This is a genomic window from Haloarcula sebkhae (assembly GCF_014647415.1).
GTDB lineage: Archaea > Halobacteriota > Halobacteria > Halobacteriales > Haloarculaceae > Haloarcula > Haloarcula sebkhae.
Map to the genome: position 1 here is coordinate 1 of NZ_BMPD01000013.1, position 14,688 is coordinate 14,688.

The following is a 14,688-nucleotide window of genomic DNA, read 5'->3' on the forward strand; positions in this document are numbered from 1 at the left end:
GGAAGATAAGCCCACCAGCGTTCCGGGGAGTACTGGAGTGCGCGAGCCTCTGGGAAACGCGGTTCGCCGCCACCATTCATACTTATCATAGCCCACTCAGGAGAGATATCTCTCCCGAGTGGGCTTCCTGTATTTATAAACAACTAAGTGGCTCAATAATGAGTCGTCGACAGCGCCACTTGCGGCGGGCTTCTCGGCTGGCGGTATGAATTGTGTATCCGGGGTCAACGTTGTTCGCAGTCAGAACTCGGCCTCTGCAAAGGCTTGGTCGATAACGTCCTCGCTGGGTGTGTTCAGGTACGGTTCAATGGCTGCGAAGCTGTCCCACCCACCGACGGCCATCACAACACGCGGGTTCATTTGCTCGTCGACGAGCAGCCGCTGGGCGAATCGACGGCTGCCGTCGCCAGTGGTCCCGCGATGATAACGACAACGAAGGCACCGAGGATGAGCCGGCCGTCACTCTGTCCGCGCTGCAGGTTCTGATCAGTGTTCGATACGTGCTCTGACGGAGTGCAACGTTGTGCACTGTCTTCGTCTTCTACCATCGACACCCCAACGGACACCCGCCGGGGGCTAAAACCGAGTAGACCGTTTATAGACCTGCTACTGGGGGTTGAAAGCCATCAAGGGCCCCAGTATCGTCGTCAACTCATAGTTCAGCCCTTTATTTGTCCTGTTATCTAATCGAATGGCATGGCGCAGGTACTGTCGGAGTTCGAGGAGGAATTCGAAGCGAAGAGGGAGACCTTCTTCGGCATCGCTGAGTTGCTCTACGTCAACCCTGACCGACAATACACCCAACAGGAACTCGCAGACCGCTTCGACTGTTCGACGACGACGATCAGCAACCACATCCGAGACATGAGCAAGTGGTTCGACCGTCACGACAGTCAGACTACCTACGCTTGGAACGTCGACGTTTATGACCCAGGCCACACGGAAACAACCATGGCAGTTCGACGGTTCTACGCCGACCTCTGGTGGCTGTTGAAGAAGCACTCACGGACCGGCCCAAGTGCGCTTGCACTCTTGGGTTCATAATGCTGCTTACCGGTGGCGTCGTCTTCTCGGTCTATGTGGGATTCGCGCTCGAACTCTTCGCGGAATCCGCCCTCCCAGTCGGCATTTACCTCGGTATTGCCATTGGTTGTCTGCTCACCGGCATCATTGTGACACTCTGTGCGCCGTATATGGCCTGGGTGAGTGGGGTTCTATGGCCGCGGCTGCCGGGGAATTCGCTTGAGAAAGAGGAGTGAGAACTGCGCTCAGAACAGGTGTTCACGGGTCTATACTCCCTCGATAACTCTCCAAAACTCGGTCCGCATGTCGGAAGCTCGTTGGTCGGTGATCTCATTTGAGGTTTGGGAGCATGAGCTGCGCCGTGGAGGAACGGAATCGGGTGCAGCCTGTAGTGGGGGTGAGTCGAGACGAAGTGGCTACCTTTTATTTTTGCGAACCAAACTGCTATATTATACTCTGTGACGTGTGTGGAACTGAACTTGATGAGAGTGAGGCCAGGCATTCGGACGGGTTTCGACTCTCATCATCTCTCTGTTTCGACTGTTATCTAGAATCAGACGAAGTGTTGTATGAGTACAGTGACAGGCCAGTGGAACGCTTTGAGGCCCAACACCAACAGGCGGTACGGGATGCTCTGAACGACAAGCTGCGGTATGTCTTGACGCTCTCTCTTAGTGATGATCCACAGCAACTCATTGTGCTCTTCGCTGTCTCGATAGATGATGCTGAAGAGTTGCAAAAGAACGTCTTAGAGTCTAAATTTGGGACATTCATTGACGACACAGAAATCCACGATCTGGGTGACCTGTATGACGGCCTCGATACCGAATTATGCTGGAATATCTCTGCATGGAAGCATGATCCGCATGGACGGCCGCTTCGGAAGGGCCCGATGTCTATTGATATTTTTGCTGGGGTCCCTTGTGTGATCGACAGCTATGGGTGGCTTAACGATGGGTACCGATCAGAACTATGTGAGGAACTACTCTCACATGCCTTACCCCACATCAATTTCAATGAAATCGAAACACTATCTGATGGCGTTGAGGCTGCACAATCGGTTTTCCCTGTTGCTTCCGACTTCGGTATCAGTATACCTATTCGTGACTATCTAAGAGACAACCCGCAGTACCTCTCTGAGCGTAGTCGTCGGCAGATTAACACGGGCAGCGATCCCGAAGACTACACGCAGGCAGCGACACCTGATCTGAAACAGCTACACGAAGAAGTGGCCGATCCCACCGATAACAAAGAGGCACAGATTCGTGATCTGTTAGAAGCTGCGGAGCAAGGACTGCCATCACAGGCTCTTGCGGATGCCGTTGATTGTTCTACGTCCTACGCTCGACGGTTCAAGTATGATGAGGATGCCGAGGCCGCGGTTGAAAAAGAGTGGTCCAGACGTTCACAGGCCGAAAAAGTCTCTGCAGCGACCCGAGAGCGTATCATCGAGCGCGATGGTAACGAATGCCTTCGGTGTGGCGGTACAGAAAATCTTAGTCCACATCACATCATTCCAGTCGCTGTCGGCGGAGAAAATACAGACGAAAACCTTGCGACACTCTGCAAGACCTGCCATCTCGAAGCACACGATGGGGCTTTCTCAACTCCAACGACGGTCTACGATGATCCACACGGCTTCGATGAGTGGCTCACCGCAGGTGATTCCTGAGAACTTACTGTGGCCCAATTATCTTTTTTATACTTGATAGGTCGAGATACTCCAACTCAATGTCTCTCCCATGAGACGTGAGCCGTACCGTGGAAGAACGGAAGCGAATGAGGCGTACAGCGCGGGCAATTCGCGATACAGTAGCGACTGAGTCGGTTGATGTACTCGGTAATGACGACGACGCGGAAACACGATAGTCAGATCGCTCCATTGCTGATCAAGCGCAACCCCGAGAATATCGACATACTTCTCGGTGACAAAGGCTACGACGACCAGAAGATCAGGCGACTTGCCCGGCAACACGAGGTTCGGCCACTGATTAAGCATCGTGAGTTCACATCACTCCACAAGGCATGGAACGCCCGCTTAGATGCTGATCTCTACGGCCAGCGGAGTCAATCCGAGGCGGTCAACTCAACGCTCAAGCGGAAGTACGGTGCGTTCGTCCGGTCACGACGCTGGTGGAAACAGTTCCGTGAACTCACAATCGCCTGCTTCATTCATAACGTAGACCGATCACTCTGAACGGTCAAGACAGGATACCCACATACCAGCCCGACACTCAAAAATACTATAATATTGTTACGAATCACGTACGAGACTTAGAGCCAGAATATGAAGTAGTGATTCAGCAACCAAGCGGAAGGACATCACCCTAACAAAGCGGTTCGAAGTTAAGAAGCGACGGATTTGTAGACTGGTCTTCCGATCAGGAATAGGCCTAAGATGCCGAATATAAGTGGTAGGGGGCTACTCTTTTTCTTAAGATACGATTTCGAGGGCGAACCTTGCACGACATAGGCCGTGGTTGTCTCCCCGACATTGTACTGGTCAATTCTGTCTTCCGCGGCAGTCCTTGTGTCGGACGCTTTTGTTCCTATTCCCGGTCTGATGTTGTCGGAAGTGTATTGGGTTCCGTTGTACGTGTAGCTGTAAGTGACGTGGGGGGTGTACCTGTCACCTGTTTTTGAGGAATCCATGGTGATTTCTTTGCTCTTTACCGTGGCTTCAATCTGCACCCCGGACGAGAGGCTTTGTTGCTGAGAATATGCCATGTATCCAGCAACTCCGAGCAGCACAATCCCCAGTATTATACTTATCAGAGACAGCTTCGACATATTGGTGATTGTTTAGACGACTGAATATTAATTTCGACGTATTTCTCACTGCGCAACACATACGGTCTTCAGCAACCGGCTGTTTCAGTCGATAATGTGTCTGAAGAATAGGATTTCAACAGATCCAATGCACAAATAAACTGTACTTACACAAGCAAGAGAGCATCTACCCTGCCCTCCTAGTGAATGCCGAACCCGTACTACCATCAACGGCACGTCCCGGCATGGCCACCATGGCACAGCACTGCCAGCCATCGCCCAGTCCAATCGCCGCTGATCCATTTGAGCCCGCCGTCGGGAGCCATCTACCCCCAAACTCGCCACGAACCAACCCAGAAACACAGCCCACAGGCAGAGATACTTTGTTATTCCCACACAGACATTCCTCAACCTCGCCTATGAGTGCGACTTAGATCTCCCTAACCGGTTCGAGGGCGACTCCCGCACGCCAGTCACTTATTCCGAGCGGTGTCCTCGCCGAGCCACCGGCCGACTGTTCTCGATGCCGGATGAGTTGATATCGAGGAGTCAAAGAAAATTCAATTGGAGTCAACGGTTCGGATACCAGACGGCTTCTCCGGGCGTATGATGCACCCATGTGTCGTCTTCAAGCAATTGTGGATCACGCCACCGAAACCGGCCGTTAGAGTCATAGGATATCGGCGGTTCGGTGTCGTTCGTCTGAAACTGTGTCCGTGTCCAGGCTGCGAAAGATCTTAGCTCGGCATTCTTCTGGGGAGTGAAAGTGTACTGCGTAAAAGATTCGTCGGAGCCGGCACTATCAGTGGTTTCAACAGCAAGACCCTCTAAATCAGTGTTTTGCGGACTTATTCCAGTAATATTCCCGGGAACATCTGAGACGAGACGGACCCTATCCGGTTTGTATGAACTGGCACTCTTCGAGGTGGCGCCGCCATATATCGTGGCCTGCATATCGACGGACACCACAGCTGGTTCAACTTTGACGGCCAAGCGAACGATATCCCAGCGATCGAACCCACCGACATCGTTTACTCCGCGAATGCGTGACCGGCCGATGGTCGTGGAGCCGTCAGGTACCCCCAGGTCCAATGGTTCAGGGAAATCCGGCAACTGTGGGTCGAGTACTTCACTGACAGCCCATGGGAGGTCTCGCGGTAGTTCCGCACCGACGAATTTGTGTGTGTCCAATCGGCCCTGCTTCGGGACGGCGGCGGCGATTCTGTCTGTTGGTGTCCACCCGTTCTGCGTAAATCCGTATGACCGGCCGCTTCTGGCGCACGCCTGCATGACAGTCCACTGGGCGTCCGGGCCTGCCACGACAGCAGGTCGACCGTCAGTAAGACAGTCACGGACTTGCTGGACGTGGCCATCGCCGGACGGATACACACTCACATCAGCGCTGGACTCCTCCCCAACGAACGAGACAGCCTCAACGTTCGGGAAATCAACTCCTTCAGCCATGAAAACGCGATATCCATCAGTCCCTTCGAAGGGCGGAGCTTCTGTTGACGGTGAATTGTTCAGGAGAGACCCACAGCCGGCGAGGGAGGTTATGACTCCAGTCCCAGCAGTCGTGAGGAGGGCACGGCGGGTACACGGGGGCATAGTTGCTGTTTCGACCATGGCCCGATTGACTTTTTTCATACGGACACACGGGGCCCTTCTGTCAGCCAGTGAGGGGTCACCTGTTCCGAGTTGTCAGGAATAACGACCTATCCGATAGCTCATCGCTCCATTCCTGAAATTATTCAATACTGGACAGACTACTCCGTGGAATACATACATCTCATACTAGCAAACTCCTGATAATAACTACCGGTGAAGGAGATAGAGAAGATACATGCTTGCGCCTGTGACAAGTACACCAACCGCAACAAAGGCTAGGGCAACCAAGCCACTCGTATAGAATGCTATCTGCACCGCTTGAAGCCCAACGAGGATGGTGAATGCAGACAGTATCGTCCAAAAGACAGTTGAGAGAACTGACCATCCTGCTCTAGAGATTTCTTCTCTCACCGCATGACGAATCTCTGATTCGGTGAGATTATTTGAGGTATCCATACTGAATGATATTTTCGCCAGTTACTATATAATTGCGATTGTACTACTTGACCCGCTTGTTACCTGTACTGACCACTCGCGCATGGCTACTATAGCGCAGCACTGCCGGCCATCGCTCCGATGCCAGTGCCGCCGGCCTACTCAGGCCCACCGTTGTTGCTGGGCCCACGGCGGCCACCCTGCGATGACTCTCATCCTCGACCAGCGCTGTGCTGATGGCGATGACCGGAACTGCACACCACGACCTGACCGACGACTCGGCGGCCTGTTCTCGTTGTGGCGTCCACATTGGAGTCGGAAGACGCCCTCCGTGCTTACACCACATCGGTACACAGCTTTGACAAGTCAAGACTGATGGCCCATCGCGCTCCCCAAGCGGCGGCAACCACGCTAAAGCCGTTACTGCTCGTCACGGGATTGGAGCAGTTCGCCGGCGCGTTCAGGGTCCGAAACGAACGCGATCGATGATCTCGGCTCTCGCGTGGACTCACCACCCTCAGGGTTGGGAATCCGATCGAAAAACACTGTCCCGGCGTCCAGCCAGAGCGGGCTTCCGAATAGCCCGCGCCCGACTGAGACGTTCCGGACGCGGTCGTATGACGCCGACCACTGTAGCCGTCCGAGGTATCGGTCGTACGCTACCACCCTGGACTTGTGAAATCTGTACTCGACGCCGCCAAGCGCTAACAGCATATGTGCTGCACTCACCACCAAGAGAGCGCCAACCAAGCTGAGGGAAATAGCGGCTAGAGTCGCGGACACCACGACAGCGCCGTCCAACAGAGCAAGAACGGCGATGGCCATTATCGCCGCTAACCCCACTCGAATCGTCAATTGTCTCCAGTGACCGAACCGGTTGTCGACGACACCGCCGGTCGTCATCGCGTTTACCACCCCTGCAGCGAGGATCGACGCGCGAACCGGTGCCATCGTTTCACGCGGTTCCCCGTCTGGAACCGACGGCGAAGACGGTAGGGGAGCGTCCCGCTTCGCTGTGGGCTCCGACTGCCCGTGGGACGCCGCTTCATCGTTGGATTCGGACATCGCACCCGTCCTCCCATTGTCGGGTTGAGCACGCGACGCGTACCAACCGTACGCGAAACGCGACACGATCAACACGGACGCAGAGACCGTCATCCCAGCGCGTGCTATCTCCGGGCCCTCTTGTGAGAGGGTCGTGAGCGTCCACTTCGAGGCGAGCCACAACAACCCACCGTAGACGGCGAACGCCAGCATCCGTTTCCGGGGAGTAACCGCGGAGGCGGGGTTGACCTCGTGTCCGCCCGAAGCCACGTACGCCTTCAGCACCAGCCACGATTTTGTCGCCGCTGCGATGAGTCCGCCGCCGAATAAAAGCAGTGCAGCCGGGGAGACCCACATCTCACTAGGGACATAGACGGCCGCGACGTACGCCGTTGTAGTTGCCGAAAGAGCCAGTACGAACACTGCTCCCGGTACCCCGGCGAAGTTTCGCAAGTAGACCCCCGGAAGGCGGTCGGTAACCGTGATCGATCCGCGCTTGTGGGCTAGGAGGCGGAACGGACGCTGAAGAGTGGTCGAACGATCCTCCGTTACTGGCCGTGACAGCAATTGTTGTGCCGTTGTCCGGAATGTCAGAAAGAGCAGGTCGATCCAATACAGAACGGCGACGGCTATCAGCGAAAGGTGCCCGTACAGCAGGACGATTGCTGTGGCGACGGTCTCGACGCAAACCGACCCCAACAGTATCCGGCGATCCCCGATCAGACGCATGGTGTCTGTGAGTCAGGACGCTCGAAGTCGCGTACAGATTCACTTTGGTTGGCGGCCTGTGGGTTGAGCGTATCGCTCAATATCGGCCGAGTGCACGAGATCGTAGCGGTACCGTTACTCAGATACGCATTGAGGGGCGTGTCGTCTCTAAGGAAAGTTCCCACACCTGTGACGAGGGCACGAAACGGAGCACCGATACTGTACAGCCAGCCGAGGTAGACGGACGCTATCGGTGATGTCTGCAGGTCTCGCACAGAGAACCACCAATCGACCATATATAATAAATGCAGGGGGTGTATCTCACTCTCTAAAACGCGGAATCACCCATTGATCGAACCGCAACAGTGCGCCCCAGCTCGCTGCCGGTCTCTCGTGTCAAAACAGGAGCTCACATTTAGTCACTGTCAGCCGGATGTTCGAGTATGGTCACCGCTGACGAGGACTCTACCACGTGCGACGAGACGAACCCGGCGATGTGGGACGGCAACCAGTCGAGTGCTGGAACTGTGGCTATGCAGTCCACGCAGGTCCGACTGCCCAGACCAACATCGCACTACGGATCCACAGGCCGGCATACAGCAACCACGACAGCGGTCAGTACAGGCGGTTCATGACTCTGCCATGTCACCGATAGCTCCAGCCATGCCGAGAAGCATGAGTCCGTATCCAGCAAGTCCAGCGGGGATTGATGCTTGGAGAAGCAAACACCCAGTGAATGCACCAAGGCCACCGATAATAGCCCCTCGCTTCCTCGTCGACCGGGTGGACTCGCCACGAGACAGAGCGAGCCACTGCTGTTTGTGTGCCAAAAGCATCGATGTTACTGCACCGTAGAGTGGAAGAAGCGAGACCATAATCAAGTAGTCCGATGTGGCGAACTCTGCTGCAAGAACTGTGACTACTAATCCAACAGTCAGTGAAATGGTGTATCGGAGGGCAGTACGCATAGACTAAATTACAACTACCGGAAACAAGTACGATACGAAATCTAAGGACAAGTTCGCAAACCCACTGAACAATCGTTACACGCCTTCTCGCTATGACCAAAGCCCATCCGCACCCATACGGCACTGGGACCGTCAGGTCAAGTGGCGATGGGATCGACGAATCGCATGGCCAGTACTCCCGCCCCGGTCCCTCGCCATCACAATCGGGGAAGTCGTACGCAACGAGTTTCGTGAGCTTCGTTCGCCGTTCTCGCTTCGAGATCGGCGTCTGGTCGCGGCCATCGTAGGCAACAGCTGCAATCGCATCATACGGTCATTCACGGCTGCTGTCCGAATCCGGCCCTTCCGGCGGATAATCTCGTACAGGACGAGATGATGGAACAGGAGGCTCTCAAGCGCCTGCTCGCGCAGCTGCCGCCGTGCACGGGCAAACGAGTCTGCAACGTCAATATCTTCGATCGTCGAGTGGCCGCGCTCCTCAGCCAGTTCTGCCGCGGCCCGCAGCGCGAAGATCCCGCGGCGAGCGATCTCAGCCGCGTCGTCGGCGAGTGTTCGCAACTGCCCACGCGAGATCACGCCGCCCTCCAGCCCGACTCGCTGGCGGGCATCGAGAATGTCCGTCAACTCGCCTGTCGTGAACTTGTCCAGTTGGGGGCTGCGGTCGGTCAGCCCGTGACGGATACTTTCGTCGACGCGAGACAACCAGTCGATATCGTCGTGGCAGATCGCAATCCACGACATATCGGGCACACAGCGGAGCACGTCGAGGATGTCCGTCTCGGGCAGGTCGTCACCCTCGTCGAGGACCACGACGGTCGGCTCGGTCACGCGCTCCTGGAGTGTCGCAATGAGTTCGTCACGAGGCGTGGTCTTCGACGGGTCGGAACCCGGGAGTTCGCGGAGAATTGAGCGGACGATCGTTGCCAGCCCCGTCGACGGCGGTGACGAGCAGGTGTGGCCCACTGTCGAGTTCGATTAGGACGATGTCACCCACGCTAGGGCAGGTCATGCCGACCCACCCCTTCGTGGCCGGGCGGCTGCGGGCCTGCATGAACGAGGGTCTTCAGAGCCCGCTCCACAGCGATGGAATGGGTTCTGGTTCAAGTCCTCGAAGCACCCCACACCCCCTTCGATTCCCCCAGTTCTTCCCGAGGCTCCGAAGCCCGCTTACCGGGCCGCTGGGTGATATATTCTGTTCCTAACGCGAATCGTAACTTACAATGATAGTTCTCACATATTCCGGTATTGCCAGCACAAAGTAGGCCACTTTGTACTGGGGAATTGTCAGAGGCACACGCTGTGGTCTGCCGCCGCGTTCGGCGGTGGGCCATCCCACGGATCGAACTGTGAAAGACGCCCCAATAGCAATGATTATGTACAAAGACTGTAGTTATTACCGTAGGGTACCAGTCGGTGATCACCTACCCAGTGACCGTGTGCCTCTGACAGCATCGACCGACTGTGTCCCGGTATTCCGTCGCTTTTCGATGTCGCTGTGTTAGCTGTAGAGACATTACTTCTCACCTCCGTCAGCGACGGAACGGGGCGGTCACAAAGGTCAGCGAGTGTGTCTGCCTGCCGTTGGAGTAGCCGTGTGCCAGCGTCAGTCAGTGTGTACACGTTCGTGCGAGCATCGCCGTCGTCAGTGATGACGGTCCCATCGACGGTTTCTGCAACGGCTACAGCCTGTGCCTCGCCTGGGTCGAGTCGTTCCAGAAAGGTCGCTACCACTCTGGGCTTGTGGCGACAGTTCAGTAACGGGAATACCCGCTTCAAGCACGGTTAGTGCGTTTGCTAGATAGGAGTGGGTTTCAACTTACCGAAATCAACTCTCAGCACACATACATATGGACCGCAGTGTCGGTAAGCTCAGTTTTTCATCTCTTGTTGAATATGCATATCTACCTGTCTGAAAAGGAGGAGTGCGGTGAGAAGTCCAGCCAAAACAGTCCCGACTGTTCCGAGTAATCCTTCCGTCCCGAGAATGACTAGCAAAACCGCCCCCACGATGGCAGTTTGTACGAACCAAATAACAGCTCGAAGATACCATGATACGTAGCCGTGGAACCAAGATCCACTTCTAGAAGTCATAATAGCGGTGGGTACTCCGCAGAATAAATATTTTCTTGACACTCGGTTTTCGTCGTAACAGCGCTAATATCCGCTTTGTACTGACCGTCCCGGTCACGAACTACTCACCCAAGGCCTACCTCTCTTCCTTGGCGTCGGCGGTGAAGGCGCGGCCCACTACTGGGACAGCTATGAGTTCGCCGTTGCCGTTGTCGCGACCGACGGCGACGCCGAGAAAGTCCCACTTGCCGAGACGCCGTTTGAAACACTCGCACAGTGGTGTGAGTACACGAACAACGAACGCGGCTGGGATATCGGCCCAAACGTCGGTGGGTCGCTCGTTGACGATATCGCTCGGGGGCTGACGGCATGAGTAAGACCGTTCGCTGTACGGTCAAGAACCGTCAGCGTGTCCGGCGTGCCGCTCGTGCGCTCCGGGAGGCTGTGCCGACCGTGCTGGTCGAAACGACGCCGCCGGTGCGCTCGAAACACGACGCCTGGACGGTTGACGCCGTCCTCCAAGACACCGAGGGCGTCCCGCCCGATGTCCTCCGGGAACTGGCGCTTGCGGACCTAACGCTGCAGGCGACGCCCACCCAGACTGAGCACCAACACGTCGTGGCGATGGCCTGAGCGAGACGGCGATGCCTCTATCTTTTTTGCTGAGTTGCGTGCGTACTTTGCATGGGTTGCGGTGGTTCCTGATTCCATCTGCTGACTGACCGCGACCCCGCACCAGGTCCTGTTAGTGGCAGGCCCCACGATGGCGCGAGTGTGTACTCATAGCTGACGAGCGAGCTCTACTTAAACACCATTTGGACTTCCGGGGGAGGGCTCGCTAACCAACACGCGGTGGCAACAGCGGCCAACTGTTGGTTAGTTAGAGACCGTCATGGCCCACATCCTTCCGTATATATCGGTCAGTACAGATTGTTCACTAACGGGTGACAAATCGATTATGGGGCCGATACAAGTTTACCACACGCCGTGCCAGCGACCGTACGCGATAGCGGCAAGGATGCCGGCGACACCAACGCCGAGGTACGTCCCGATAACCCAGAATGCCGCGAGGACGAGACCCCAGAGGCCTGCAACGACACCAGCGTGTTCGAGATCGTCGATACGGCCAGCCGCGTACGCTGAGCCGAAGGCGACCGTCAGTAGCAGGCCGAAGATTGGCTGGATTGCGTACAGGAACGCCCACGCGAGGATGGAGAACGCGACAATCCCCGCGAGTCCGTCGTAGAGGTTCAGAACATCGGCGGGGACACGTGATTCCGACGTAGCCATACGAAATCGTACAACTCCCTGTTGGAAAACTGTTTAGGAACACGCTATCATCGGTCTCAATAGTCTCAGTCTCACCTTGTGAGTCTTTGAAGGTTAGCCATAGCGAGTAATCAATCGGAATGTCATTACTTTCCGTATTCTCTCTAATATTCCTAACAATCTCACGTGAGAACCCTAAATGTTTCATCACGGAACTCATCATTCACCTCGCTTCGATAAGCGACTGAAAGGGTTTCGCTATGCTGCTCTTCCGGTACCAAACGCTGTTTGAATTCTTCCGACCAAACCTCAGTTTCATAAGTGAATGCATCTGTCGTGGGTTCAACAGACGAATGGACGGTTAATTTGTACGCGTCATTTGCGCCACTGTTCTCCACTTCTAAACTGAGGTCGTCATCGGTGTTCAATCCCCATTCAACATGGAGTTGTGGGGGAAATCCGTGAAATCTCTTGGATCTTTTCTTCCCTTTCCATGATCTTCTGTTGGTTCTCTAAAATATCGTTCTGCCGCTGGTAGATATATAAAAACACTGACAGAAAAAGCGACCCTACAGTGTGAATTCCATCTAATGGGTTAACTGCCCAATCAGGACTCAGCCAGTAGGCCGCAAGCACCGATAACACTACAACACCCCCAAGCACCCCTAACGGCCACCATTCTGGCGCCCATTCGTTTAGCGCTGCCATGAGATTGAACCGGACGTAGGTTTGAGGCAGCGTTTGATTAATCATACGGAGAGGTGGTGATGGAAAGGGTCTCACAATCGAGCACCTGTGTCCTCCGTGCTGTGTATGCCTTCCCTCCTTGATGACGTTCTTCGACCAACACGAGCCGCTTCTTTAAAAGTGGCCGACAGAGGATTTCGTCAGGCGGGAATCCAGTTTCAGAGCTGACGCAGTGGTATTCTGGAGGCCCTGCCTCAGCGAATTATGGGGCAGTCAGCACTCACGGAGACCGGATCGGGCTCGGAACAGACCACAAAGGAGCAGAACTCGTTTGAATTCGTCGAATATCTCAAAGAGCATCTTTCGGCGGCGACCAAACGGGGTTTCGCTCTGTCGCCTTCGGGCGGAAAAACAGTTCGAGGCAATTCTACAACTCGCTGGACCGCCTCGATTCATTTTCAGAGCGTCTGGAGGGGGTTATCCTCCACAACAAAGACTACACAGAGATTATCGACCAGTACGGTGATGGGGCAGACACACTCATCTACATGGACCCGCCGTATAAGCGTGGAACTGAACGGTACGACTGGGTGGATTTCGACCCGGGGCGGTTCAACAATTGGTGTGTGAAACTGGGTGAGAGCGAAGATATCTACTCCGCCCAATGGATGATCTCGTCGGCATCAGTCCCTCTTTCAATTCAGTGCTACCCGACTGTTGAGACAGACGTTATACACCAGATCGGAGGAGATGAACAGGTCACAGAAAGCTCACGATGAGCTACCATCCCGATGAAGTAGTTCGGTTCCGTGGAGGCCAACAGACGATGGACGATTGGTAGGAGGACTCATCAACAGACTATCCACACTGGTTAGAGCCCGAACTAACGACACAAACTAAAACAATGCAAGAACGCCTAATTGAAGCCTTGGAAAGTAGCTCATACATTGAGGAAGACCAAGTTTCTAAACCACGGCTACTGGTCTACCTGATGGGACCCTACAAGTCTCACCCCCCATATGAGTCGGCCCATCCGGAGCGTGATGCTGCCACTTCGCGAGAGACGCTTGACGAGGCACTCGAAGGACTACAGGAAAGTGAGTTTGATGCTGACGAAGCGCTTTGGCTGCTGATTGAATTCAGGCGGAAACTCCGCTCAGAACGCGGTGTCAACGCATTTCTTGCGACAGACCCGGAAATCCCACTGCACGAGATGGACGCTGCTACTCAAAATATCGAATACACAAAAGCGTCAGTCGTGACGATTTTCATTGCCCCTGCAATGGGTGACAACCTCGGTGTAGGTATTGAGATCGGGTCTGTCTGTGAACATTTGCCCGAACAGGAACTAATGGAGAGAGTTCTTTTCCTAGGCGAGGAAAACGTTGAAAGTTCCATGATCGACGCCGTCTCGGATAGATGGCATGTGACTGCCGACGAGTTCGAGAATTTCGACGGACTCTACCAAGCAGTCAAAGCCCACATTCGGACTGTCGCGTGATTGTCTCTCTGGCACCTGTAGCGTTTTTCGGTATTAGGAGCCGTCAGGCTTGGCTGAGCACCGGAGTAAAAATATTTAATGTGGCTCGGATACAACAATAAGATACATGAGCAATCCTGAGCGCACTGGAATACCAGATGGTGGCGTGTTAGAACCTGACAGGGAAGAGGATGATGGGGGAGATGATGACGAATTCGAGTTGGACGTTGACCTCCCCGAAGACAGTATCTTCGACCTTGAGGACTACCTCAAGATGTACGAGGTCGCCTCTAAACCGAAGCAATTCCGGATCATGAACGCATTAGCCGAGGACAACGAACTCAGCACCAGCGAACTATCGATGGTTCTCGGTGAAGAGGGCAATGATCTCCACTATCCGCTTCGAACGCTGAAAGAAGTTGGACTGATTAAGAACAGACGAAACCCCAACACGGGGACAAAAGAGACATACTCGTACTACGAGCTTACGGACATGGGGCGGGTGGTGCTCACTGAAGGTATCCGAGAGGGGGTCAGGATACTGGCACGCGAAGAAGCGGCATTAGAAGACAAGTACAGCAAATAAAACATACTCTTCCGATCAATTAGTATATCGGCCTCAAGCGA

16 protein-coding genes and 3 pseudogenes are annotated in these 14,688 nt (G+C 54.8%); 9 read left to right on the plus strand and 10 right to left on the minus strand.

Annotation, left to right across the window (positions count from 1 at the left end; translation table 11 throughout):
• Positions 1 to 240: 240 nt before the first annotated feature.
• Both IEY38_RS20790 and IEY38_RS20795 read right to left on the minus strand, forming a co-directional pair.
• A pseudogene (locus IEY38_RS20790) lies at positions 241 to 405 on the minus strand (site-specific integrase); the annotation flags it as partial.
• A complete protein-coding gene (locus IEY38_RS20795) occupies positions 357 to 548 on the minus strand; it encodes a hypothetical protein (RefSeq protein WP_188980923.1) in 192 nt (63 codons plus the stop codon). The pseudogene IEY38_RS20790 and the gene IEY38_RS20795, both read right to left, overlap by 49 nt.
• Before the next feature lie 148 nt (positions 549 to 696).
• Between IEY38_RS20795 and IEY38_RS21510 the strand changes: the two genes are divergently transcribed.
• The 4 genes and pseudogenes from IEY38_RS21510 to IEY38_RS20810 all read left to right on the plus strand — a co-directional run.
• Positions 697 to 1,044, plus strand: coding sequence for an HTH domain-containing protein (locus tag IEY38_RS21510; protein ID WP_229775417.1), 348 nt, complete (start codon positions 697 to 699; stop codon positions 1,042 to 1,044).
• Positions 1,044 to 1,259, plus strand: coding sequence for a hypothetical protein (locus IEY38_RS21515; protein ID WP_229775418.1), 216 nt, complete (start codon positions 1,044 to 1,046; stop codon positions 1,257 to 1,259). Before IEY38_RS21510 ends, IEY38_RS21515 begins: the two co-directional genes overlap by 1 nt.
• A 353-nt stretch (positions 1,260 to 1,612) precedes the next feature.
• Complete coding sequence (locus IEY38_RS20805; RefSeq protein WP_229775419.1) at positions 1,613 to 2,695, plus strand: HNH endonuclease signature motif containing protein; 1,083 nt, start codon at positions 1,613 to 1,615, stop codon at positions 2,693 to 2,695.
• A gap of 171 nt (positions 2,696 to 2,866) precedes the next feature.
• Positions 2,867 to 3,220: pseudogene (locus IEY38_RS20810) on the plus strand (transposase); the annotation flags it as partial.
• A 149-nt stretch (positions 3,221 to 3,369) separates the two neighbouring features.
• Here IEY38_RS20810 and IEY38_RS20815 read toward each other — a convergent pair.
• The 6 genes from IEY38_RS20815 to IEY38_RS20840 form a co-directional block, all read right to left on the minus strand.
• A complete protein-coding gene (locus tag IEY38_RS20815) occupies positions 3,370 to 3,813 on the minus strand; it encodes a DUF3592 domain-containing protein (protein ID WP_188980925.1) in 444 nt (147 codons plus the stop codon).
• A gap of 549 nt (positions 3,814 to 4,362) precedes the next feature.
• On the minus strand, positions 4,363 to 5,418 hold the full coding sequence (locus IEY38_RS20820; RefSeq protein WP_188980927.1) for a hypothetical protein: 1,056 nt from the start codon (positions 5,416 to 5,418) through the stop codon (positions 4,363 to 4,365).
• Between the two features lie 189 nt (positions 5,419 to 5,607).
• On the minus strand, positions 5,608 to 5,856 hold the full coding sequence (locus IEY38_RS20825) for a hypothetical protein (protein ID WP_188980929.1): 249 nt from the start codon (positions 5,854 to 5,856) through the stop codon (positions 5,608 to 5,610).
• Between the two features lie 399 nt (positions 5,857 to 6,255).
• Positions 6,256 to 7,608: a hypothetical protein gene (locus IEY38_RS20830; protein WP_188980931.1), complete on the minus strand. Its 1,353-nt coding sequence runs from the start codon at positions 7,606 to 7,608 to the stop codon at positions 6,256 to 6,258.
• 608 nt (positions 7,609 to 8,216) lie between these two features.
• Entirely contained in the window at positions 8,217 to 8,555 is a 339-nt protein-coding gene (locus IEY38_RS20835) for a hypothetical protein (protein ID WP_188980933.1), read from the minus strand.
• A 132-nt stretch (positions 8,556 to 8,687) separates the two neighbouring features.
• A complete protein-coding gene (locus IEY38_RS20840) occupies positions 8,688 to 9,518 on the minus strand; it encodes an orc1/cdc6 family replication initiation protein (RefSeq protein ID WP_188980935.1) in 831 nt (276 codons plus the stop codon).
• 1,210 nt (positions 9,519 to 10,728) lie between these two features.
• On the opposite strand from IEY38_RS20840, the pseudogene IEY38_RS21525 reads away from it, so the two are divergent.
• Positions 10,729 to 10,998: pseudogene (locus tag IEY38_RS21525) on the plus strand (hypothetical protein); the annotation flags it as partial.
• Positions 10,995 to 11,258, plus strand: a complete 264-nt coding sequence (locus tag IEY38_RS20850; RefSeq protein WP_188980938.1) for a hypothetical protein — start codon at positions 10,995 to 10,997, stop codon at positions 11,256 to 11,258. The pseudogene IEY38_RS21525 and the gene IEY38_RS20850, both read left to right, overlap by 4 nt.
• Before the next feature lie 342 nt (positions 11,259 to 11,600).
• Here IEY38_RS20850 and IEY38_RS20855 read toward each other — a convergent pair whose 3' ends face one another.
• Both IEY38_RS20855 and IEY38_RS20860 read right to left on the minus strand, forming a co-directional pair.
• Positions 11,601 to 11,915 (minus strand): Duffy blood group, encoded by a 315-nt coding sequence (locus IEY38_RS20855; protein WP_188980940.1) that lies wholly within the window; start codon positions 11,913 to 11,915, stop codon positions 11,601 to 11,603.
• Positions 11,916 to 12,329: 414 nt separating this feature from the next.
• Positions 12,330 to 12,647 carry a hypothetical protein gene (locus tag IEY38_RS20860; protein WP_188980942.1) on the minus strand — a complete coding sequence of 106 codons (318 nt, stop codon included), beginning with the start codon at positions 12,645 to 12,647 and terminating at the stop codon, positions 12,330 to 12,332.
• A 278-nt stretch (positions 12,648 to 12,925) separates the two neighbouring features.
• Here IEY38_RS20860 and IEY38_RS21905 point away from each other — a divergent pair, with 278 nt between their 5' ends.
• From IEY38_RS21905 to IEY38_RS20875, 3 genes are all read left to right on the plus strand, one after another.
• The gene (locus IEY38_RS21905; protein ID WP_390182285.1) at positions 12,926 to 13,360 is read left to right on the plus strand and encodes a DNA adenine methylase; all 435 of its coding nucleotides are present in this window, start codon (positions 12,926 to 12,928) and stop codon (positions 13,358 to 13,360) included.
• 125 nt (positions 13,361 to 13,485) lie between these two features.
• Positions 13,486 to 14,082: a DUF7509 family protein gene (locus IEY38_RS20870; RefSeq protein ID WP_188980944.1), complete on the plus strand. Its 597-nt coding sequence runs from the start codon at positions 13,486 to 13,488 to the stop codon at positions 14,080 to 14,082.
• 106 nt (positions 14,083 to 14,188) lie between these two features.
• Entirely contained in the window at positions 14,189 to 14,647 is a 459-nt protein-coding gene (locus tag IEY38_RS20875) for a helix-turn-helix domain-containing protein (RefSeq protein ID WP_188980946.1), read from the plus strand.
• Positions 14,648 to 14,688: the final 41 nt, after the last annotated feature.